Below are 18,702 nucleotides of genomic sequence, written 5' to 3'. Positions count from 1 at the left end.
TTTTGTCACCCTGTGTGGTATTAAATTGCGCGACAGCGCGCAAGCCTTATTGTGCGAGCGCAGCAATGCTGGCGCAGCAATAGTCGTGATTGCGCTATCAAGCACAAGGATCGGTGGCTGTTTCCCTGTGGATGAAAGATTCATCGAAGAATGCGCTATTTTGCGGGAGAAATGTGCAAATGACGTGGGGTGTAAAAGGTATTTTGGGAACTCATCTTGTTAGGGCTCCATTAAAGTCGCGCGGACAAAGAAATTCCATGGAGTGCCCCAAGATGATCGAGACCCCTTATCTGCTGTTCCTGGGTGACGCACCCGACATGCTTGCAGCCAAAGTTGCCATTGGCATCCGTGACTGGCGCCCTGAAAACGCTGTAGGTCAGCTCCGTCTGCCCGGCTGTGGCGCTGATCTGGGTCTGACCGAGATGACACTGGCTGAGGCCAAGGCTGCCGGTGCCAAGACACTGGTTATTGGTGTGGCCAACCGTGGCGGCATCATTTCGGCCGCGTGGAAAGAGGTTCTGATCCAGGCGCTGGAAATGGGTTACGATCTGGCTTCCGGCTTGCATAACCTGCTGCGCGACGAAGGTGATCTGGTGGCTGCGGCGCAGACCCATGGCGGCACTCTGCACGATGTGCGCGTGCCTACCGTTGGCTACCCAATTGCCAATGGTGTCAAGCGCAGCGGCAAGCGGTGCCTGGCTGTTGGCACCGATTGTTCGGTGGGCAAGATGTATACGGCCCTGTCTGTGGATGCAGAAATGCAGAAACGTGGCATGAAGTCGACCTTCCGCGCCACTGGCCAGACCGGTATCCTGATTACCGGTCACGGTGTGCCTTTGGACGCTGTGATCGCTGACTTTATGGCGGGTTCGGTTGAATATCTGACACCGGACAACGATGCGGATCATTGGGACCACATCGAAGGGCAGGGCAGCCTGTTCCACATTTCCTATTCTGGTGTGACCATGGCGCTGGTACACGGCGGTCAGCCAGATGCGCTGATCCTGTGTCACGAGCCAACTCGCGAGCATATGCGTGGTCTGCCGGGCTATGACCTGCCGTCGCTGGAAGAGCTGCGCGACACCGCGCTGCCACTGGCCCGTAAGTCTAACCCAGCTTGTCAGGTTGTCGGTATTTCGGTCAACACTCAGCACCTGAGTGAAGATGAGGCTGTGACCTATCTGGCGCAGGTCGAAGAGCGCATGGGCCTGCCTGCTGTTGACCCATACCGTCATGGCGCTGAACGCCTAGTGGACGCGCTTGCCGCGATCTGATCTAACGCCGCTGCCGGAGGAGTTTGCCGATAAGGCAGAAGCCTCCGGCGGAGGTGTTTACTACAAGAAGAAGGAGCGGGCATGCAAATCACCGTGACGCAGGATGTGTTCAAGCTGGCGCAGGTTTTCACTATTTCACGGGGCTCGCGTACCGAGGCAAAGGTCCTGACGGTAAAGGTGGAGCAGGATGGCTTTACCGGTTGGGGCGAATGTGTGCCATATGCGCGTTACGACGAGACGCTGGAGTCTGTGACCGCTGAGATCGAAGGCCTGCCCGCCGAATTTACCCGTGAAGAACTGCAATCACTTCTGCCTGCTGGCGCCGCCCGTAATGCGGTAGACTGCGCGCTGTGGGATCTGGAGGCCAAGCAGGCTGGCAAACGGGTTTGGGAACTGGCCGGACTACCCGAGCCAAAGCCAGAAATCACCGCCTATACTCTGTCGCTGGATACCCCAGAGAAGATGCAGGAACAGGCGGCGAAGAATGCGTTTCGGCCATTGCTGAAAATCAAATTGGGTACGCCGGATGACATGCCTCGACTAGAGGCGGTACGTGCTGGTGCTCCGGATGCTTCGATTATCATTGATGCCAATGAAGGCTGGAGTGCTGAGGTTTATGCCGATCTTGCCCCACATCTGGTACGCTTGGGTGTCGAACTGGTAGAGCAGCCTTTGCCTGCTGGTGAAGACGGTGCGCTGATCGGTATGGATCGCCCCGTGCCTGTATGTGCTGACGAGAGCTGCCATGACCGTACCAGCCTGCCCAAGTTGAAGGGCAAGTATGACGTTGTGAACATCAAACTGGACAAAACCGGCGGGTTGACCGAGGCATTGAAGCTGCGCGACGAAGCACTGGCCGAGGGCTATGACGTTATGGTTGGCTGCATGGTTGGGTCATCATTGGCGATGGCACCGGCTACGCTGGTGGCACAGGGTGCGGCGGTGACAGACCTTGACGGGCCGCTGCTGTTGGCCGAAGACCGCGACGAACCATTGCATTTTGACGATGCCGGGGCGCACCCGCCCACACCGGCACTCTGGGGTTGAGGAGACCACGATGACCCGTACCGTATATGTAAACGGCGAATACCTGCCCGAGACCGAAGCCAAGATCTCGATTTTTGACCGTGGCTTCTTGATGGCCGATGGCGTCTACGAAGTTACCTCGGTTCTGGACGGTAAACTGATCGACTTTGAAGGCCACGCCGTGCGCCTGCAGCGGTCGCTGGACGAGCTGGAGATGCAGGCCGCTTGCTCCAAGGAAGAGCTGCTGGACATCCACCGTCAGCTGGTTGAACGCAATAACATCGTAGAAGGTCTGGTTTACCTGCAGATCACGCGCGGATCTGATGGCGACCGGGACTTTGTGTTCCCTTCCGCTGATACCAAGCCGACCATCGTGCTGTTCACCCAGAACAAACCCGGCCTGGCCGACAATCCGGCTGCCAAGAAAGGCGCCAAGATCATTTCGATCGAGGATATCCGCTGGGGCCGTCGTGACATCAAAACCGTGCAGCTGCTGTACCCGTCGATGGGCAAGATGATGGCCAAGAAAGCTGGCTGTGATGATGCCTGGCTGATCGAAGATGGTCACGTCACCGAAGGCACGTCCAACAACGCCTATTTCGTCAAAGATGGCACCATTGTCACCCGTCCGCTGTCCACCGACATTTTGCACGGCATCACCCGCAAGGCAGTGCTGCGCATGGCGGCTGAGGCTCAGCTGAAGATCGAAGAACGCCTGTTTACCATCGACGAGGCGAAAGAGGCGGATGAAGCATTCACCACTTCGGCCAGTGCCTTTGTGATGCCGGTGGTTGAGATCGACGGTGTTGCGCTGGGCGGCGGAACCCCGGGCCCAATCGCCAAACGTCTGCGTGAGATCTATCTGGACGAAAGCCGCAAAGCGGCGATCTGATCCACCAGAGCAATGTACAGTTAGAGCCGCCCCAGTGGGGCGGCTTTTTTGTGGGCGGGATCTTGCGGATATAGTTACGGGCTGCGTGATTGGTCGTGCATCGGGCTGACGCATGTGGTTCATGTGCGGCCATGGATTTACTTGAACGTTTTATCACCCTGTGGGTTGTCATCGATCCGATTGGCACCATTCCCGTCTTTATTGCTGTAACTGCAGGCATGGCAGCGCCGGATCGACGTAAAACGGCGTTGCTGGCCACCGTGGTCAGTATTGCCGTGCTGTTGTTCTTCCTGATGTTTGGTCAGCTGTTGATTGACGCATTGGGCATTAGTTTGCTGTCGTTCCAGGTGGCAGGGGGGATCGTATTGTTCCTGTTTGCCCTGACAATGATTTTTGGCGACTCCAAACCCGCAAGTGACAGACGATCTGTCGAGGATGAAGAACAGGCGCAAGACTCTGCGCCATCCCCTGCAATTTTTCCACTGGCGGTGCCTTCGCTGGCCTCTCCCGGTGCGATGCTGGCCATTGTTATGCTGACGGATAACGCCCAATACGGGGTTGGTGATCAGGCAATAACTGGTGTGGTTATGGCAGGTGTCTTGGCTGTCGCGTGCCTGTTCATGGTACTGGCTGACCCAATCATTCGGGTGATCGGCAACTCGGGTGCTGCCATTGTTAGCCGGGTCATGGGCATGATCCTGGCCTCTGTTGCAGCAGATGCAGTGCTGTCTGCACTGGTCGAGATTTCCCAAACCGGTTCACTTTGACTCTCTGGCAGAGCAGGTGAGGCGACAATCTGAGTGCTTTCTAATCCGATGACCGGGCAGTCCCATTTTGGGGCGGCATTTTTTGTCGTTTCAAGAATCGTGTGAACAGCAAAGTTGACACCAGGGGGGGCAATAGTGTCGCCTGAAAGACGTTATTGTCGTTTGTACTGGTCAAAAAGGGCGTTTTTTATGCGGATATTGTTTCAAGCTATTAGATGTGTGGCTGTGGCTGTGGTTGGGGCGGCAGTTTCCGCAACTATTGCAGCGGCGCAAAACGACAAGCCCAATATCCTGGTGATCTGGGGTGACGATATCGGGATGTACAATATCAGTGCCTACAATCACGGAATGATGGGCTATCAGACCCCGAACATTGACCGGTTGGCGGCTGAGGGCGGTATGTTCACTGACGCCTATGCGCAGCAGACCTGTACGGCGGGGCGGGCGTCTTTTATCACCGGTCAGCATCCGTTCCGGACGGGGCTTTTGACTATTGGGATGCCGGGGTCGGAACATGGAATTCCGGATTGGACGCCGACCATCGCTGATCTGCTCAAGGATCAAGGTTATGCTACTGGGCAGTTCGGCAAGAACCATTTGGGCGATCAGGACAATCACCTGCCGACAAACCATGGCTTTGATGAATTCTTTGGCAATCTTTATCACCTGAATGCCGAGGAAGAGCCAGAAACCTATTACTACCCAAAGGACCCCGAATTTCGCGAAAAATATGGCCCACGCGGGGTGATCCGGTCGTCGGCAGATGGGCAGATCGAAGACACTGGTCCGATGACCCAAAAACGGATGGAAACCGCGGATGAGGAGTTTCTGGCGGCTGGACTGGACTTTATGGAGCGATCTGTGGCGCAGGATAAGCCGTTCTTTATGTGGTTCAACGCAACCCGGATGCATGTCTGGACCCGGCTAAAGCCCGAAGCCGTCGGTCGCACAGGTATTGGCCTGTACCCGGATGGCATGGTGGAACATGACGACCACGTAGGGCTGTTGCTGGACAAGCTCGAAGAGCTGGGCATCGATGACAATACCATCGTGGTGTACTCAACTGACAACGGGGCTGAGAAGTTCACCTGGCCGGATGGCGGTATAACGCCATTCCATGGTGAAAAGGGTACGACCTGGGAAGGCGGTTTCCGTGTGCCGCAACTGATCCGCTGGCCGGGAGTTGTGAAACAAGGTGCCAAGTTCAATGGGATCTTCAGCCAGGAAGACTGGATGCCAACCCTGCTGGCTGCGGCTGGTGTTCCTGATGTTGTTGAGAAGCTGAAAGATGGTTTCACCGCTAACAGCAAAGAGTGGAAAGTTCACCTGGATGGCTATGACCAGTCCGCCTATCTGGCCGGTGAAGGCGAAAGCGAGCGGGATCAGATTTTCTATTTCTCCGCAGATGGTGAATTGAACGCCGTGCGGTGGAACGATTGGAAAGTTCATTTTGCATATTACGAAGGCAAGAATATCGCCGAGGCGGTGCGGGTAGAGACCCTTTGGCCAACGATCATCAACCTACGGGCCGATCCGTTTGAAGAAATGTGGGAAGAATCCGGCATGTACTTGCGCTGGTATGGTGACCAGATGTGGCTGTTTGTGCCCATTCAGGAAGTGGTGCAAAAATTCCTGACCACCATGCAAGGCTACCCCTTCCAAGAGGGCGCGACGCTGAATGCTTCGGGGATCAACTATCAGTCGCTGAGGGCGGCTCAGATCCTGAACCAGATCCGCGAAAAGGGTATTATTGAACCTGCTTGGCAGTAGGGAAGTTTCGACAAATATGGCGGTGGTTTGATCGCGCCGCCATGTGAGTTGATAGGTTGAGTCGGTCCATTTGGGCTGTCTCCTTGGCCTGGGATTTAGCTCTTATCAGTCACGTTCTCTTTGAATGCGACTTCGAACTCGGCTTGCTTTTGTGGGCGGGATCTTGCGGGTATAGTTGCGCGCTGTGGAATTGATCGTGCATCGGGCTGGCGCATGTGGTTCATGTGCGGCCATGGATTTATTTGAACGTTTCATTACCTTGTGGGTTGTCATCGACCCGATTGGCACAATTCCCGTCTTTATTGCTGTCACGGCCGGCATGGCGGCATCAGATCGACGAAAAACGGCGTTACTGGCCACCGTGGTTAGTATTGCCGTACTGCTGTTCTTTCTGATGTTTGGTCAGCTGTTGATTGACGCATTGGGCATTAGCCTGCTGTCGTTCCAGGTGGCAGGGGGGATCGTATTGTTCCTGTTTGCCCTGACAATGATTTTTGGCGAGTCTAAGCCGGCAAGTGACAAACAATCTGTCGAGGTGGATGAGCAGGCGCAAGACTCTGCGCCATCCCCTGCAATTTTCCCACTGGCGGTGCCTTCGCTGGCCTCTCCCGGTGCGATGCTGGCCATCGTAATGCTGACGGACAACGCCCAATACGGGGTCGGAGATCAGGCAATAACTGGTGTGGTTATGGCAGGTGTCTTGGCTGTCGCGTGCCTGTTCATGGTGCTTGCTGACCCAATCATTCGGGTGATCGGAAACTCGGGCGCTGCCATTGTTAGCCGGGTCATGGGCATGATCCTGGCCTCTGTTGCAGCAGATGCAGTCCTGTCCGCACTGGTCGAGATCTCCCAAACCGGCTCACTTTGAATCTTTGACAGAGCAGGTGAGACGACGATCTAGTGCTGAACAGACGAGTGATTGAAAAAATATTCAAAAAGTCTGTCACACATTTAGTCGCGCGAGTGTCTAACCTATTAGACAACAGCAAAGGACAGCCGAATGGGTCAGAGTATCAACAGCATTGTCGCGCAGGCGCAGCAGGGGGATGCAGCCGCGCTGGAGCAGCTGGTTAAACACATACAAGACCGGGTGCACCATTTGGCGCTCAGAATGGTGGGGGATGCCAGTCTGGCGCAGGATGCGACGCAGGAAATTCTGATCCGGGTGGTGACAAAACTGTCGACGTTCAAGGGCGACAGCAAGTTTGAAACCTGGGTCTACCGGGTTGCGTCGAACTATCTTTTGACCGCCAAGAAAATGCTGGCCCGTGATCCGGGGCTGAGCTTTGAGGTGTTTGCAGAAGATCTGCTGGACGGGTTGGCAGATGACTCTGCCGCCGCCCCCGAGGACCATGTGATGCTGAACGAGTTGCGGGTGCGCTGCACTATGGCGATGCTGCTGTGTCTGGATGCAAACCACCGCGCGGCCTATGTCCTTGGAGACATTCTTGAGATGGATCATCGCGAGGCGGCGAATGCCTTGGATGTCCCATCTGCCACTTATCGCCAGCGACTGTCGCGGGCGCGGTCCAAGCTTCTGGCCTTCACCGCCAGAAGCTGCGGCCTAGCCAATTCTGATGCGCCGTGTTCCTGTCCGCGCCGCCTGCCAGCAGCGCTGGCATCAGGGCGGATTGGCGATAGCCCCTCCGCACTATTGCAGGATGCACCGAGCTATCGGGATGTCCGTCAAGTCGCGGCCAAGACCGAAGCTGCCCTGGTGGCGCAGAAATTACAGCAAGCCACCGGCCCCTTGGCGGCAACGGATAATCTGGCAGCCAAGGTGCTGCAGATTGTGAACCCACCGGACCCTAAATAACCCCTCCACCCTAAACTCAAACCAAAGGAATACTCTTATGAAACATGCATTTGCATGGCTGATGGCGCTTGTCTTGTCGGCCCCAATCACACTGGCAGCAGAAGGAAAGCCAATGACCACTGAACAACAAAAAGTACTGGAAACTATCACCACGATGAGCAGTGCCTTTATGGCCAAGGATATCGACGGGGTGATGGCAACCTACGAAGACACTGCAACGGTGATGTTTGAACCCGGACAACCGGTGTCGGATCCAGATACATTGCGGGCCATGTTCACCGGGATGTCAGCAGTGGACCCAGTTTTCGAATTTGGTGAACATGAGGTCTTTATCGCGGGGGACACTGCCCTGCACATCACGCCATGGCAGATGTCAGGTCGTGCGCCGGACGGAACAGAGATTGGGCAGTCAGGGCTGTCAGTCGCAGTGTTGCGTCGTCAACCAGACGGGACATGGCTCATGGTGATTGATAACCCGCATGGCGCGCAATTACTGGCGTCGCAGGGAAGCTGAGGCCATAGGAGAGCGGAGTTTAACCTCCGCTCTCCTACATTATCGCTTAGCTTTTGTCGGTTACGTTTTCTTTGAACGCGACTTCGAATTCGGCCTGCTTTTTGGGGCTGGCGTCGGTCTGATAGTTGGCTTTCCACTCGTCCATGGTCATGCCGTAGAAAATCTCACGAGCTTCGTTCTTGTCCATCTCGATGCCACGCTCGTTCGCGGCTTCCTGATACCAGCGTGACAGGCAGTTGCGGCAGAAGCCGGCAAGGTTCATCATGTCGATGTTCTGCGCGTCGGTGCGGTCTTCCATCAGGTGTTTCTGCAGGCGGCGGAATGCGGCGGCCTGGAGTTCAATCTCGGTCTGCGGATCCATCGATGCGCTCCTTCAAAACAAATACGTCCGCCTGCGTGACTAGCAAACGGACGTCAGTCGTTCAATGCGGGTTGGTTTGCCGGATTACATCAGCTTTAGCGCGATGTAGGGCACCAGACAGAACACCAGCGTCAGGATTTTGTAGTTGGCGATGTACTTGAAGTAGACCTTTTTCACATCGCTGGCTTCCATGTTGAACATGCCTGCATGTAGGGCCGATAACTTTTCGCGTCCGACGAGCAGCATAATGGCGGTGATAGCCAGTAAGCCGATGTTGAGGACAGTCATCCAACCAAAGAATGTGGTCATAGTAGCAAGGGTCATGACACCCTCCTTTCTAAAAGGGGACTTGAAGTTCCTTCCCTCCAAATATGGGGGGGCGCCCTCCTTCTCACAATGATGTGCGGTTGAAAATCGTTAAAGTTGACGTTGGGTAAGGTTGTGGCGGCGGCAAACGTCGGAAACTGCCTAAATAGTGGGCAGATTGAGGAATTATCGTCATTGGCCTGTCATCTTGATGGTCAAAACTATAGGGGAGTTGCAGCAAATGGGGATTTGCACGATAAGGTCCCCGACTACTGTTTGCGATCACAATACAAATAATCCGAAGGAGCCGCCCCTATGAGACGCCAGCGCAATGTAAAGATTGTAGCCACCCTGGGGCCCGCATCGGAGACCTACTCGGCCATCAAGGCGCTGCATGAAGCGGGCGCTGATGTGTTTCGTTTGAACATGTCACACGGCACTCATGACGAGATCGCTGAAAAGCACGCCATTATCCGCCGAGTTGAAGAAGAGCTGGACAGCCCGATCTGTATCCTCGCTGATCTACAGGGCCCGAAATTGCGTGTTGGTGTATTTGCCAATGGCTCGGAAGAGCTGGTAATTGGTGCCAAGTTCCGCATGGATCTGGACGAGGCCGAGGGCGACCTGAACCGCGTTTGCCTGCCGCACCCCGAGATTTTCCAAGCCCTGGAAATTGGCGCGCACCTGCTGGTCAATGACGGTAAGATCCGTTTGGTTGTCGACTCTTGCGGCGATGGCTTTGCCGACTGTACCGTCGAAATTGGCGGCACCATATCCAACCGTAAAGGCGTGAATGTACCAGATGTTGAGCTGCCTCTGGCCGCTCTGTCTGAAAAGGACCGCAAGGATCTGGAGTTCGTCTGTAACCTCGGCGTAGATTGGCTGGCCCTTTCGTTTGTACAGCGCGCCAAAGATGTGTTCGAAGCCCGCGCGCTGGCCGATGGCCGGGCGGCTATCCTGAGCAAGATCGAAAAACCATTGGCTGTCGATAGCTTTGCTGAAATCCTAGATGCCTCGGATGGTATCATGGTGGCGCGTGGTGATCTGGGCGTTGAATTGCCTGTGTCTGCGGTTCCTCCAATCCAGAAACGTCTGGTGCGCAAGTGTCGTGCAGCGGCCAAGCCGGTGATTGTGGCCACTCAGATGCTAGAGAGCATGATCGAAAGCCCAATGCCGACCCGTGCCGAAGTGTCGGACGTTGCTACGGCGATCTATGAGGGCGCCGATGCGGTGATGCTGAGCGCGGAATCTGCGGCAGGCGATTATCCGATCGAAGCTGTGCAGACAATGAACAACGTCGCCATCGAGGTCGAGGCAGACCCGACCTACGCCGATATCATCGCGGCCTCTCGCACGGCCAAGGGCAACACGATCGCTGATGGTATTGTGGCGGCAGCACGTGAGATTGCGGAAAAGACTGACGTCAAGGCGATCTGCTGTTTCACCCAGAGCGGCACCACAGCGCTGTTGACAGCGCGTGAACGTCCTAGCGTGCCGATCCTGGCGCTGACCTCGGTCCCGCGCACCGCACGCCGTCTGGCGCTTAGCTGGGGCTGTAACTGCGTCATGACGTTGGAGCTGAACCGGTTCAAAGGCGCCGTTGTTAGCGCGGCTCGGTCGGCACGGGCAGGTGGCTTTGCGACTGAAACGGATCAGATCGTTGTGACTGCGGGTGTGCCGTTCAACGTGCCGGGCACCACAAACATTCTGCGGGTTGCCCCCTGTGATGAACGTTTGATTTACAGCACCGACCCGGAATAAGCTGATCCTCATTTATATGAGGTAAACTATAATGGATACCGATTTAGCCCTGATTTTGGGCTTGGTGATCGGCGGGCTTTCAATCCCGTCGATCCTATCTGCACTCAGCGACCGAAGACCTCCACGGGCTTCGGCGCTGACGGTCCTTATTGCGTTTGGGTTGTTGCTCTTTGCAATGACAACCAAACCCGGCGGTTATCAGATTGATCAGATCCCGGACGTATTTTTCTCGGTTATTGGGCGATATCTATAAGAATCATCTTGCCCTTGTTGTCAGGCTTTCGTAAAGGGCAGTTCTTATCGCGCGACCGGCCGGAAGTGGCATGCCGTGTTGTGTGAAAACCGAACCCGAACCATAGGAGCCGGAAATGCCCAAAATGAAGACAAAATCGAGCGCTAAGAAGCGCTTTAAGGTCAGTGCGACCGGTAAAGTGATCGCTAGCCAAGCTGGTAAACAGCACGGCATGATCAAACGCACAAAGAAATTCATCCGTAATGCACGCGGCACAACCGCTCTCTCAGCCCCAGATGCGAAAATCATCAAGGGCTTCATGCCCTACGACCGTTAAGAGGAGCACGTAATATGTCCCGCGTAAAAGGTGGTGTTAAAACCCACGCCCGTCATCGGAAAATCGTCAAGGCAGCCAAAGGTTACTACGGCCGTCGTAAAAGTGTCTTCAAGGTAGCTACACAGGCTGTCGACAAGGCCAACCAATACGCAACACGCGACCGGAAGCAGCGTAAGCGCAATTTCCGCGCTCTGTGGATCCAGCGTATCAACGCTGCTGTTCGTAGCCACGACGAAGCTCTGACATACAGCCGCTTCATCAACGGTCTGAACCTGGCCGGCATCGAAGTCGACCGTAAGGTTCTGGCTGACCTGGCCGTACACGAGCCCGAAGCATTTGGTGCCATCGTGCGCCAGGCTCAGTCTGCTCTGGCCGCTTAAGCGCCAGCTGCACACTGACAGATTAAAGGCCGCTCCATCCGGGGCGGCCTTTTTCGTTCTTTGCATTGACGTGTTTTGAGTGGCTTGGCCTATTTGAGGCTTATTCCGGTCGTGACAGAGTTTTCCGCACGAATGCGGCCACCAGCAAGCCTCCGGCGGGCCACAATACCCACAGATAGCCAGTCCAGCTAAAGATATTCACCAGCGTGAGCGAGGCAATGATGATCACATGACGCGCTGGGACAAGTCGGCTGATTTTCTCGGGGACCAAAGTGTCAGCCATGTTTAGGGCTGCGATTGATGCCGCTACCAGAATTGCCCAGTGCGCCCAGACTCCGCCGCCACTTACCAGATTGATCAGAACAAGGGCTCCGCTAATCATCGCTGTCAGTCTGACAGTGCGTGAAAGGTCGGGATGCTTAGGTGAGGAACCACCGGCGCTTTGCTTTGGTGTCGACTTATAGGCTTGGGTAAACGGTATTGGGTTCACACGGTGGGGATTGGCAGATTGCGACATCGCGATGCGGTAGATCGGAATATCATCCGGCAGATCGCGCGGGCGCTTTTCGCCTAGGTATTCAAACCCGATTGTCAGTTTGCTGTGCACTTGGTCATAAACCTGCTGCGAGATCAGCACACCGCCGGGTTCCGCCATGCTCTGCAATCTGGCGGCAAGGTTGACGCCTTCGCCGATCAGATCTTCGCCGTCTACAATCACATCGCCTAGGTGAACGCCGATCCTGAACTTTAGTGCGGCGTCTTGCGAGACCAGCTCGTTCTGCACCTCAATCGCGCATTGGGCGGCCTCAACAGCCGAGGGAAAATCAGCGATTAGCCCGTCGCCGGCTGTATTGGCGATACGGCCTCCATGGCGGGTGATCAGCTTGCCAAACACCTCGCGTGCAGCGTGCAGGGCTGCATAGGTGCCCACCTCGTCGGCGTCCATTGCCCGGCTAAAACCCGCGGCATCGGCTGCCAGAATAGTTGTCAGTTTCCGCTTGACCTTATCAGACACAATACTCCCTTCCTCTCGCTGCAGGGGCAACATGGGCCGTTGGTGTCACGGATACAAGCCTGTCAGGCAAGCGAATTTACTCGACTGAGGCATTCTCTGCAAACAATCAACATCTGGCAGATATAGGGCTTAACTTTGCACGCCGTGGGGGCCATGTCGAAGGATTGACCACTGCCCGTAGGTGTCGCTCAGATCAAACGTAATGGCGCCCGACGCGGAACTGGAAGAACTGCCGATTTCGGCCAGTGTGAATTCAATACCATTGGGGATGTCGATCCTGACCCGGTGCTCGCCTCCACCATGTGGCGCCTGAATGGGGCGCCCTGATGATTTCAGCACGCCGGGAATTGCGACATGTGCTTTGCGGGATTCGATATCGACCTCAAAGTTGATGCGTTTTGTCAGGGTGTCGTGAACTGTGCTGCACATGGCGCGGTAGACCCACCAGTGGGAGGCTTCTGGGTCGGTTTCCTCACCTTGAAGAACCCGGTTTAGCGCGTCGTGTTGGTCTGGGGTTGCACCGTCATCAATGATGACCTGCATCGCCCCATTGCCTTCGTATATTGGGCCCGGCCAAGCGTATAGCAGCGCGATTTTTTGACCGCTCAGATCGATGTCACCAAAGTGTCCCTTGTCGATATGCAACACCTCGAACCCGGTGCAGTGACCGTGGGTGGGTAGATCTTCGAACTGGCAGGGGCAGCCATAGTTACAATTGCAGCCCCCAAAGCTCCGACCTTCGATGTACCAATCTACATGTGCCATGGATCCGCCCCCTTGCGTTTTCCTCTGTCAGTGAGAGTAGCACAAATGCTGGCAGTTTCCTGATTGATCAGAGATCCGGCGTAGGTTGGAGCGGATACCTCACCACATCCGAGGCTTGGCGTATTCGGCATAGCCCTTGTCATAGGCTTCGCCCTCAAAGTCTTCCTTTTGTTCTTTGATGAACTGACCAGCTGTTGGGATGCTTTTGCTCTCGTCTTCACCGTTCCAGATTTTGGACCGCATGATCGCCTTGGCGCATTGGAAATACATCTCGCCAATGGTGATGACGGCGACGGTGGCGGGCAGGATGTTCTTGCGTTTGAAGTGCTCTCGGGCTTGCTCATCAGCAGTCAGGTAGGCGGTGCCATTGATACGAACCACGTTATTGCAGCCGGGCACCATGAACATCAGGCTGACCCGATTGTCGCGCACGATGTTGCGCAGGCAGTCGATCCGGTTATTGCCGCGCCAGTCGGGCAGCCACAGAGTTTTGTCATCGGCAACATGCACCACCGAGCCATCATCGCCACGCGGGCTGGCATCGGTGCCTTCGGGGCCCACTGTGGAAAGAACGGTGAACCGAGACTGATCTATCCACTGTCGATACATTGGCGTCATGGCCTGTACGACCTTGGTTTTTGAGGCCGGAACCGCCTCTCCGTAGTGGCTGTGCAGGGTATCGAGATCAGTGATTGGCGTCATGCTGGGTCCTCCTGCGCGAAACCTGCTTTTATTGTGCGGATTTGGCAAGGGCAGGGGCACATATCGGGCACAGTGTCACAATGACGTATCTGGGATACTTGCTTTCACCGGCGGCTGTGATAGCAGGGCCTAAGCGAAATTCAGGGGACCGTCATGGACGATCTTAAGTCAAAATATCTAAGCCAAATTGCCGATGCCGCCGATGAGAACGCGCTAGAGACCATTCGGGTCGCTGCCGTGGGCAAAAAGGGCGAAGTGGCGCTGAAGATGCGTGAGCTGGGCAAGATGACGCCCGAGGAACGCCAAGTGGCCGGTCCGGCGCTGAACGCGCTGAAGAACGAGATAAACTCGGCGCTGGCAGCCAAAAAAGCCGGTCTGGCCGATGCCGCACTGGACGAACGTCTGCGCACCGAATGGCTGGATGTCACCCTGCCTACCCGTGCCAGCCGCGTTGGTACGTTGCACCCGGTTAGTCAGGCACAGGAAGAGCTGACGGCGATCTTTGCCGAGCTGGGTTTTTCCGTTGCCGAAGGGCCGCGCATTGATACCGACTGGTATAACTTTGACGCGCTGAACATCCCCAGCCACCACCCTGCGCGGGCCGAGATGGACACGTTCTATATGCACCGCGCCGAGGGCGACGACCGCCCACCGCACGTGCTGCGCACCCACACGTCTCCGGTGCAGATCCGCTCGATGGAGAAGATGGGCGCGCCGCTGCGTATCATCTGTCCGGGCGGCGTCTACCGCGCCGACTATGACCAAACCCACACGCCGATGTTCCACCAGGTCGAAGGTCTAGCGCTGGACACCGACATTTCGATGGCGAACCTGAAATGGACGCTTGAGGAATTCGTGAAGTCGTTCTTTGAGGTAGATGACGTTGAGCTTCGCTTCCGCGCCAGTCACTTCCCGTTCACCGAGCCATCGGCCGAGGTTGATATTCGTTGCTCGTGGAAAGACGGCACGCTGAAGATCGGCGAAGGCGACGACTGGATGGAGATCCTTGGCTCTGGCATGGTGCACCCCAAGGTGATCGCTGCCGGTGGCATCGACCCGGATGTCTATCAGGGCTTTGCGTTCGGTATCGGCATCGACCGTCTGGCGATGCTGAAATACGGCATTCCAGATCTGCGCGCGTTCTTTGATTCCGACCTGCGCTGGCTGCGCCACTATGGCTTCCAGTGTCTGGATATGCCTAGTTTGCATGGTGGTTTGAGCCGCTAACTCATACGTTTTGGGCAACAGCCCCGCTTTGCGCCCGTCTGTAAAAGGCGGGCGTTTTGCGTTTCATGTCACTGGTTCTGTTTCGCCCGGCGGCACGCCGGGCCGCGCCTGACCTTCCCCCCGGGAAGGCGCTTTGCTCCTCCCCAAGGTCAGGCACTGCCCTTAGTATTGGGGCGATTGCGTCTACCTTGCTGTGAGCGCTATGCTCTCCTCAAAATTGCATTTGGTTTGAGGGATTGAGGGAATGGCTTCTGTTGAAGTGATGACGGTTTGTGAGAATGTTTGTCGGGATTTTGGGTGGGTTGGACCTGTAGCATCTGTCTTAGGTGATTTGGGTACTTTTGTGATTGGAATTAGCGTCATTGCTGCTTTTCGTCAGTTGAGCCTGTGGCGGACGGAAGCTCGTGAGCTTCGGCGCTCCACCGTTGCTGAGGAATTGGTCGCTCTGGCACATAATGCTGATGATGCTTTGCGTGACATACGTAATCCTATGGATTCTATTCCGAAGGATAAAATCGGCGACAGAATCTACCCTTATCAGCGTCGATATGAACGGATCGCGAAATACAACGAATTGTTCAAAGACCTACGAAACGCACAAATTCGAGTTCGAGCAGTCATAGGAAATGAGAATGTTGACCAGGCCGTAGAGGAGCTATTCAAAGTCAGAAATCGAGTTGCGATATCAATTGAACTGTTAGCGGATTATGCTCGTAGTGAAAATTCAGAGCGTTCGCAGGAAGATCGAAATCACAAGATGAAGCTTAAGCGTGACCTGTACGGAAGTCTTTCTAAGGAGGACGAATTGGGTCAGAAGATTAGCTCGTCGGTTAAAACTATCGAAGAACAGTTGAACCCAATCTCCAGACTGGAGGCTAACAAGTAAATTCAGATGGCATGGTTCCATCGGGCAACGAAACAAGCTTTTAAGCCGCATTCCCGGCTATCCTTGCCCCGCACCGCGACCAAGTCTTGCACCCCGGCGCAATCTTTGCCATTGCCTGCGGGTAACACGTATGGCTTGCCAAGGGATCCTTGACCGATGAAATTCACTCTTTCCTGGCTGAAAGATCACCTCGACACTGACGCATCAGTGGACGAAATCGCCGAGACTCTGACCGATCTGGGTCTGGAAGTCGAAGAGATCAGCAACCCGGCTGAGCGGCTCAAGGATTTTACCCTGGGCTATGTCAAACACGCTGAAAAACACCCCGACGCCGACAAGCTGCGAGTGTGCAAGGTCGATACGGATGAGGGCGAGATGCAGATCATCTGTGGCGCGCCCAATGCCCGTGAAGGTATCACTGTGGTGGTCTGTAAGCCGGGCATGTATATTCCGGGCCTCGATATCACCATCGGCGTCGGCAAAATCCGTGGTGTCGAATCCTATGGCATGATGGCCTCCGAGCGTGAGCTGGAGCTGTCAGACGAGCACGACGGTATCATTGAGCTGCCTTCGGGTGCGGTGGGTGACAAGTTCATCGACTGGCTGGCTGAAAATGACCCGTCCAAGGTGGATACGGTGATCGAGATTGCGATCACGCCGAACCGCCCAGATGCGCTGGGGATCTACGGTATTGCCCGCGATCTGGCCGCCCGTGGTCTGGGCACTCTGAAGACCAAGGATTACGCGCCGGTCGAAGGCAGCTTTGCCAGCCCGATCAACGTCACCATCGACGAAGACACGCTGGACGGCTGCCCGCTGTTCACCGGTCGTCTGATCAAGGGTGTGCAGAACGGCCCCAGCCCGCAGTGGTTGCAGGACCGTTTGACTGCGATTGGCCTGCGTCCGATCTCGAAACTGGTGGATATCACCAACTTCTTTACCTACGACCAGAACCGTCCGCTGCACGTTTTTGATGCGGCCAAGGTGCAGGGCGATCTGCGGGTGCACCGCGCGACAGGCGGCGAGACGCTGATGGCGCTGGACGACAAGGAATACACCTTCTCTGCCGGTCAGATGGTGATTTCGGATAACAACGGCCCCGAGAGTGTTGCCGGTATTATGGGTGGTCTAGAGACCGGCTGTACCGAGGACACGGTTGACGTGTTTCTGGAAAGCGCGTTCTGGGATCATGTGCAGATTGCCCTGACCGGTCGTGCACTGAAAATCAACTCGGATGCGCGCTATCGGTTTGAACGTGGTGTAGACCCCGAGTTCACCATGGAAGGGCTGGAGCTGGCGACGCAGATGATCTTGGATCTGTGTGGCGGTGAGGCGTCCGAGGTTGTGGTTGCTGGCGACGTGCCAAACCATGCGCGGTCCTACACGCTGGATGCGGCGCGGGTGCAGTCGCTGGTGGGCATGGATATTCCTGAATCCGAGCAGCGTCAGACATTGACCCGTCTTGGCTTTCGCCTAGAGGGCAACTTGGCACATGTGCCCAGCTGGCGCCCTGACGTACAGGGCTCGGCTGATCTGGTCGAGGAAGTGGCGCGGATTGCATCGCTGACCAAGCTGGAAGGCAAGCCATTGCCGCGTATCACCGATGGTATTCCCAAGCCGGTGATGACACCGCAGCAGCGCCGCCAGCAGATGGCACGCCGTACCTGTGCTGCGCTGGGTTATAACGAGGTTGTCAGCTACACCTTCATCGACCAGCCTTCGGCTGAGTTGTTTGGCGGAGGCACCGACGCCACCATGCTGGCGAACCCGATTTCGTCCGAGATGTCGCATCTGCGTCCGGCGCTGTTGCCTGGCCTGTTGCAGGCTGCGGCGCGCAATCAGGCGCGTGGATACACCGATCTGGCCCTGTTCGAAGTTGGCCCTGCCTTCCACGGTGGCGAGCCGGGTGAGCAGCACAATCTGATCACCGGGTTGCTGGTTGGCCGTAATGGCCCCAAAGACGTGCATGGTGAATCCCGTGCTGTGGATGTGTTTGATGCTAAGGCGGATATCGAAGCGGTACTGGCGGCGATCGGTGCACCTGCCAAGGTACAGATCCTGCGCGGTGCAGATAACTGTTGGCATCCGGGTCGCCACGGCAAGATTTGCCTGGGCCCGAAAAAGGTCATGGGCATCTTTGGCGAGGTGCACCCCAAGGTGCTGTCAGAAATGGGTATCAAGGGTGATGCAGTTGCATTCACCATCTGGCCGGATGAGATCCCGATGCCGCGCAAAACTGGTGCATCGCGTGGCGCATTGAACCAGAGTGATCTGCAGGCGGTTGAGCGTGACTTTGCCTTTGTGGTGGATGACAGCGTTGAGGCGCTGACATTGGTCAATGCTGCAGGTGGAGCCGACAAGGCGCTGATCACCAATGTGCGTGTGTTCGATGAATTCATCGGTGGTAGCTTGGGCGAGGGCAAGAAATCGCTGGCGATCACTGTACGTCTGCAACCCAAGGACAAGACGCTGAAGGAAAAGGAAATTGAGGCAGTGAGCGAGAAGATCGTGGCCAAGGTGACCAAGGCAACCGGCGGTACGTTGCGCGGGTAATCTAAGCCTGAGCTGAGAATAGAGAGCGCGTCCCATTGGGGCGCGTTTTTTGTATTGGTAATGTCTATCCACAAAAGGGCCGCGCCTGACCTTGGGGAGGTGCAAAGCGCCTTCCCGT

General features: G+C 56.0%; 20 protein-coding genes. 15 read left to right on the top strand and 5 right to left on the bottom strand.

The window, feature by feature from the left end; translation table 11 throughout:
• Window positions 1-272 precede the first annotated feature (272 nt).
• From dgcN to DL239_RS08350, 8 genes are all read left to right on the top strand, one after another.
• A complete protein-coding gene (dgcN, locus tag DL239_RS08385) occupies window positions 273-1,274 on the top strand; it encodes an N-acetyltransferase DgcN (protein ID WP_167683566.1) in 1,002 nt (333 codons plus the stop codon).
• Window positions 1,275-1,355: 81 nt separating this feature from the next.
• Window positions 1,356-2,321, top strand: a complete 966-nt coding sequence (gene dgcA / locus DL239_RS08380; RefSeq protein WP_167683565.1) for an N-acetyl-D-Glu racemase DgcA — start codon at window positions 1,356-1,358, stop codon at window positions 2,319-2,321.
• A 10-nt stretch (window positions 2,322-2,331) separates the two neighbouring features.
• Window positions 2,332-3,192 (top strand): D-amino-acid transaminase, encoded by an 861-nt coding sequence (locus DL239_RS08375; RefSeq protein WP_167683564.1) that lies wholly within the window; start codon window positions 2,332-2,334, stop codon window positions 3,190-3,192.
• A gap of 131 nt (window positions 3,193-3,323) precedes the next feature.
• On the top strand, window positions 3,324-3,959 hold the full coding sequence (locus DL239_RS08370; protein ID WP_167683563.1) for a MarC family protein: 636 nt from the start codon (window positions 3,324-3,326) through the stop codon (window positions 3,957-3,959).
• Window positions 3,960-4,148: 189 nt separating this feature from the next.
• Window positions 4,149-5,729 (top strand): arylsulfatase, encoded by a 1,581-nt coding sequence (locus DL239_RS08365; RefSeq protein ID WP_167683562.1) that lies wholly within the window; start codon window positions 4,149-4,151, stop codon window positions 5,727-5,729.
• A gap of 232 nt (window positions 5,730-5,961) precedes the next feature.
• Window positions 5,962-6,597 carry a MarC family protein gene (locus DL239_RS08360; protein ID WP_167683561.1) on the top strand — a complete coding sequence of 212 codons (636 nt, stop codon included), beginning with the start codon at window positions 5,962-5,964 and terminating at the stop codon, window positions 6,595-6,597.
• 132 nt (window positions 6,598-6,729) lie between these two features.
• Window positions 6,730-7,545: an RNA polymerase sigma factor gene (locus DL239_RS08355; protein ID WP_167683560.1), complete on the top strand. Its 816-nt coding sequence runs from the start codon at window positions 6,730-6,732 to the stop codon at window positions 7,543-7,545.
• Between the two features lie 37 nt (window positions 7,546-7,582).
• Window positions 7,583-8,059 carry a YybH family protein gene (locus DL239_RS08350; RefSeq protein ID WP_167683559.1) on the top strand — a complete coding sequence of 159 codons (477 nt, stop codon included), beginning with the start codon at window positions 7,583-7,585 and terminating at the stop codon, window positions 8,057-8,059.
• A gap of 46 nt (window positions 8,060-8,105) precedes the next feature.
• Here DL239_RS08350 and DL239_RS08345 read toward each other — a convergent pair whose 3' ends face one another.
• Both DL239_RS08345 and DL239_RS08340 read right to left on the bottom strand, forming a co-directional pair.
• Window positions 8,106-8,420: a DUF1244 domain-containing protein gene (locus tag DL239_RS08345; RefSeq protein ID WP_167683558.1), complete on the bottom strand. Its 315-nt coding sequence runs from the start codon at window positions 8,418-8,420 to the stop codon at window positions 8,106-8,108.
• A gap of 84 nt (window positions 8,421-8,504) precedes the next feature.
• The gene (locus DL239_RS08340; RefSeq protein ID WP_167683557.1) at window positions 8,505-8,744 is read right to left on the bottom strand and encodes a DUF6868 family protein; all 240 of its coding nucleotides are present in this window, start codon (window positions 8,742-8,744) and stop codon (window positions 8,505-8,507) included.
• 297 nt (window positions 8,745-9,041) lie between these two features.
• On the opposite strand from DL239_RS08340, the gene pyk reads away from it, so the two are divergent.
• The 4 genes from pyk to rplT all read left to right on the top strand — a co-directional run bounded on the left by pyk (window position 9,042) and on the right by rplT (window position 11,436).
• Entirely contained in the window at window positions 9,042-10,487 is a 1,446-nt protein-coding gene (pyk, locus tag DL239_RS08335; RefSeq protein WP_167683556.1) for a pyruvate kinase, read from the top strand.
• 31 nt (window positions 10,488-10,518) lie between these two features.
• Window positions 10,519-10,740 carry a hypothetical protein gene (locus DL239_RS08330; RefSeq protein WP_167683555.1) on the top strand — a complete coding sequence of 74 codons (222 nt, stop codon included), beginning with the start codon at window positions 10,519-10,521 and terminating at the stop codon, window positions 10,738-10,740.
• Between the two features lie 115 nt (window positions 10,741-10,855).
• Complete coding sequence (gene rpmI, locus DL239_RS08325; protein ID WP_127750234.1) at window positions 10,856-11,056, top strand: 50S ribosomal protein L35; 201 nt, start codon at window positions 10,856-10,858, stop codon at window positions 11,054-11,056.
• Window positions 11,057-11,070: 14 nt separating this feature from the next.
• The gene (gene rplT, locus DL239_RS08320) at window positions 11,071-11,436 is read left to right on the top strand and encodes a 50S ribosomal protein L20 (protein ID WP_167683554.1); all 366 of its coding nucleotides are present in this window, start codon (window positions 11,071-11,073) and stop codon (window positions 11,434-11,436) included.
• A 100-nt stretch (window positions 11,437-11,536) separates the two neighbouring features.
• On the opposite strand, the gene DL239_RS08315 is transcribed toward rplT, so the two are convergent.
• The 3 genes from DL239_RS08315 to DL239_RS08305 form a co-directional block, all read right to left on the bottom strand.
• The gene (locus tag DL239_RS08315) at window positions 11,537-12,451 is read right to left on the bottom strand and encodes an adenylate/guanylate cyclase domain-containing protein (protein WP_167683553.1); all 915 of its coding nucleotides are present in this window, start codon (window positions 12,449-12,451) and stop codon (window positions 11,537-11,539) included.
• Window positions 12,452-12,580: 129 nt separating this feature from the next.
• Window positions 12,581-13,216 (bottom strand): DUF1326 domain-containing protein, encoded by a 636-nt coding sequence (locus tag DL239_RS08310; RefSeq protein WP_167683552.1) that lies wholly within the window; start codon window positions 13,214-13,216, stop codon window positions 12,581-12,583.
• 99 nt (window positions 13,217-13,315) lie between these two features.
• On the bottom strand, window positions 13,316-13,918 hold the full coding sequence (locus tag DL239_RS08305; protein WP_167683551.1) for a pyridoxamine 5'-phosphate oxidase family protein: 603 nt from the start codon (window positions 13,916-13,918) through the stop codon (window positions 13,316-13,318).
• A 153-nt stretch (window positions 13,919-14,071) separates the two neighbouring features.
• Between DL239_RS08305 and pheS the strand changes: the two genes are divergently transcribed.
• The 3 genes from pheS (at window position 14,072) to pheT (ending at window position 18,584) form a co-directional block, all read left to right on the top strand.
• Window positions 14,072-15,145, top strand: a complete 1,074-nt coding sequence (gene pheS / locus DL239_RS08300; RefSeq protein WP_167683550.1) for a phenylalanine--tRNA ligase subunit alpha — start codon at window positions 14,072-14,074, stop codon at window positions 15,143-15,145.
• A 244-nt stretch (window positions 15,146-15,389) separates the two neighbouring features.
• Window positions 15,390-16,031 carry a hypothetical protein gene (locus DL239_RS08295; protein ID WP_167683549.1) on the top strand — a complete coding sequence of 214 codons (642 nt, stop codon included), beginning with the start codon at window positions 15,390-15,392 and terminating at the stop codon, window positions 16,029-16,031.
• 156 nt (window positions 16,032-16,187) lie between these two features.
• On the top strand, window positions 16,188-18,584 hold the full coding sequence (pheT, locus tag DL239_RS08290; RefSeq protein WP_167683548.1) for a phenylalanine--tRNA ligase subunit beta: 2,397 nt from the start codon (window positions 16,188-16,190) through the stop codon (window positions 18,582-18,584).
• The last annotated feature ends 118 nt before the right edge of the window (window positions 18,585-18,702 follow it).

This window comes from Parasedimentitalea denitrificans (genome assembly GCF_011813015.1).
In the GTDB taxonomy this organism is placed as follows: domain Bacteria; phylum Pseudomonadota; class Alphaproteobacteria; order Rhodobacterales; family Rhodobacteraceae; genus Parasedimentitalea; species Parasedimentitalea denitrificans.
The sequence above is the reverse complement of the archived record's forward strand: the minus strand, read 5'-3'. Positions and strand labels throughout refer to the sequence as shown.

Excerpts from the sequence above, each read along its gene's own strand:
- dgcN (WP_167683566.1), top strand. The coding sequence starts at position 273 with ATGATCGAGACCCCTTATCTGCTGTTCCTGGGTGACGCACCCGACATG.
- dgcA (WP_167683565.1), top strand. The coding sequence starts at position 1,356 with ATGCAAATCACCGTGACGCAGGATGTGTTCAAGCTGGCGCAGGTTTTC.
- DL239_RS08375 (WP_167683564.1), top strand. The coding sequence starts at position 2,332 with ATGACCCGTACCGTATATGTAAACGGCGAATACCTGCCCGAGACCGAA.
- DL239_RS08370 (WP_167683563.1), top strand. The coding sequence starts at position 3,324 with ATGGATTTACTTGAACGTTTTATCACCCTGTGGGTTGTCATCGATCCG.
- DL239_RS08365 (WP_167683562.1), top strand. The coding sequence starts at position 4,149 with ATGCGGATATTGTTTCAAGCTATTAGATGTGTGGCTGTGGCTGTGGTT.
- DL239_RS08360 (WP_167683561.1), top strand. The coding sequence starts at position 5,962 with ATGGATTTATTTGAACGTTTCATTACCTTGTGGGTTGTCATCGACCCG.
- DL239_RS08355 (WP_167683560.1), top strand. The coding sequence starts at position 6,730 with ATGGGTCAGAGTATCAACAGCATTGTCGCGCAGGCGCAGCAGGGGGAT.
- DL239_RS08350 (WP_167683559.1), top strand. The coding sequence starts at position 7,583 with ATGAAACATGCATTTGCATGGCTGATGGCGCTTGTCTTGTCGGCCCCA.
- DL239_RS08345 (WP_167683558.1), bottom strand. The coding sequence starts at position 8,420 with ATGGATCCGCAGACCGAGATTGAACTCCAGGCCGCCGCATTCCGCCGC.
- DL239_RS08340 (WP_167683557.1), bottom strand. The coding sequence starts at position 8,744 with ATGACCCTTGCTACTATGACCACATTCTTTGGTTGGATGACTGTCCTC.
- pyk (WP_167683556.1), top strand. The coding sequence starts at position 9,042 with ATGAGACGCCAGCGCAATGTAAAGATTGTAGCCACCCTGGGGCCCGCA.
- DL239_RS08330 (WP_167683555.1), top strand. The coding sequence starts at position 10,519 with ATGGATACCGATTTAGCCCTGATTTTGGGCTTGGTGATCGGCGGGCTT.
- rpmI (WP_127750234.1), top strand. The coding sequence starts at position 10,856 with ATGCCCAAAATGAAGACAAAATCGAGCGCTAAGAAGCGCTTTAAGGTC.
- rplT (WP_167683554.1), top strand. The coding sequence starts at position 11,071 with ATGTCCCGCGTAAAAGGTGGTGTTAAAACCCACGCCCGTCATCGGAAA.
- DL239_RS08310 (WP_167683552.1), bottom strand. The coding sequence starts at position 13,216 with ATGGCACATGTAGATTGGTACATCGAAGGTCGGAGCTTTGGGGGCTGC.
- DL239_RS08305 (WP_167683551.1), bottom strand. The coding sequence starts at position 13,918 with ATGACGCCAATCACTGATCTCGATACCCTGCACAGCCACTACGGAGAG.
- pheS (WP_167683550.1), top strand. The coding sequence starts at position 14,072 with ATGGACGATCTTAAGTCAAAATATCTAAGCCAAATTGCCGATGCCGCC.
- DL239_RS08295 (WP_167683549.1), top strand. The coding sequence starts at position 15,390 with ATGGCTTCTGTTGAAGTGATGACGGTTTGTGAGAATGTTTGTCGGGAT.
- pheT (WP_167683548.1), top strand. The coding sequence starts at position 16,188 with ATGAAATTCACTCTTTCCTGGCTGAAAGATCACCTCGACACTGACGCA.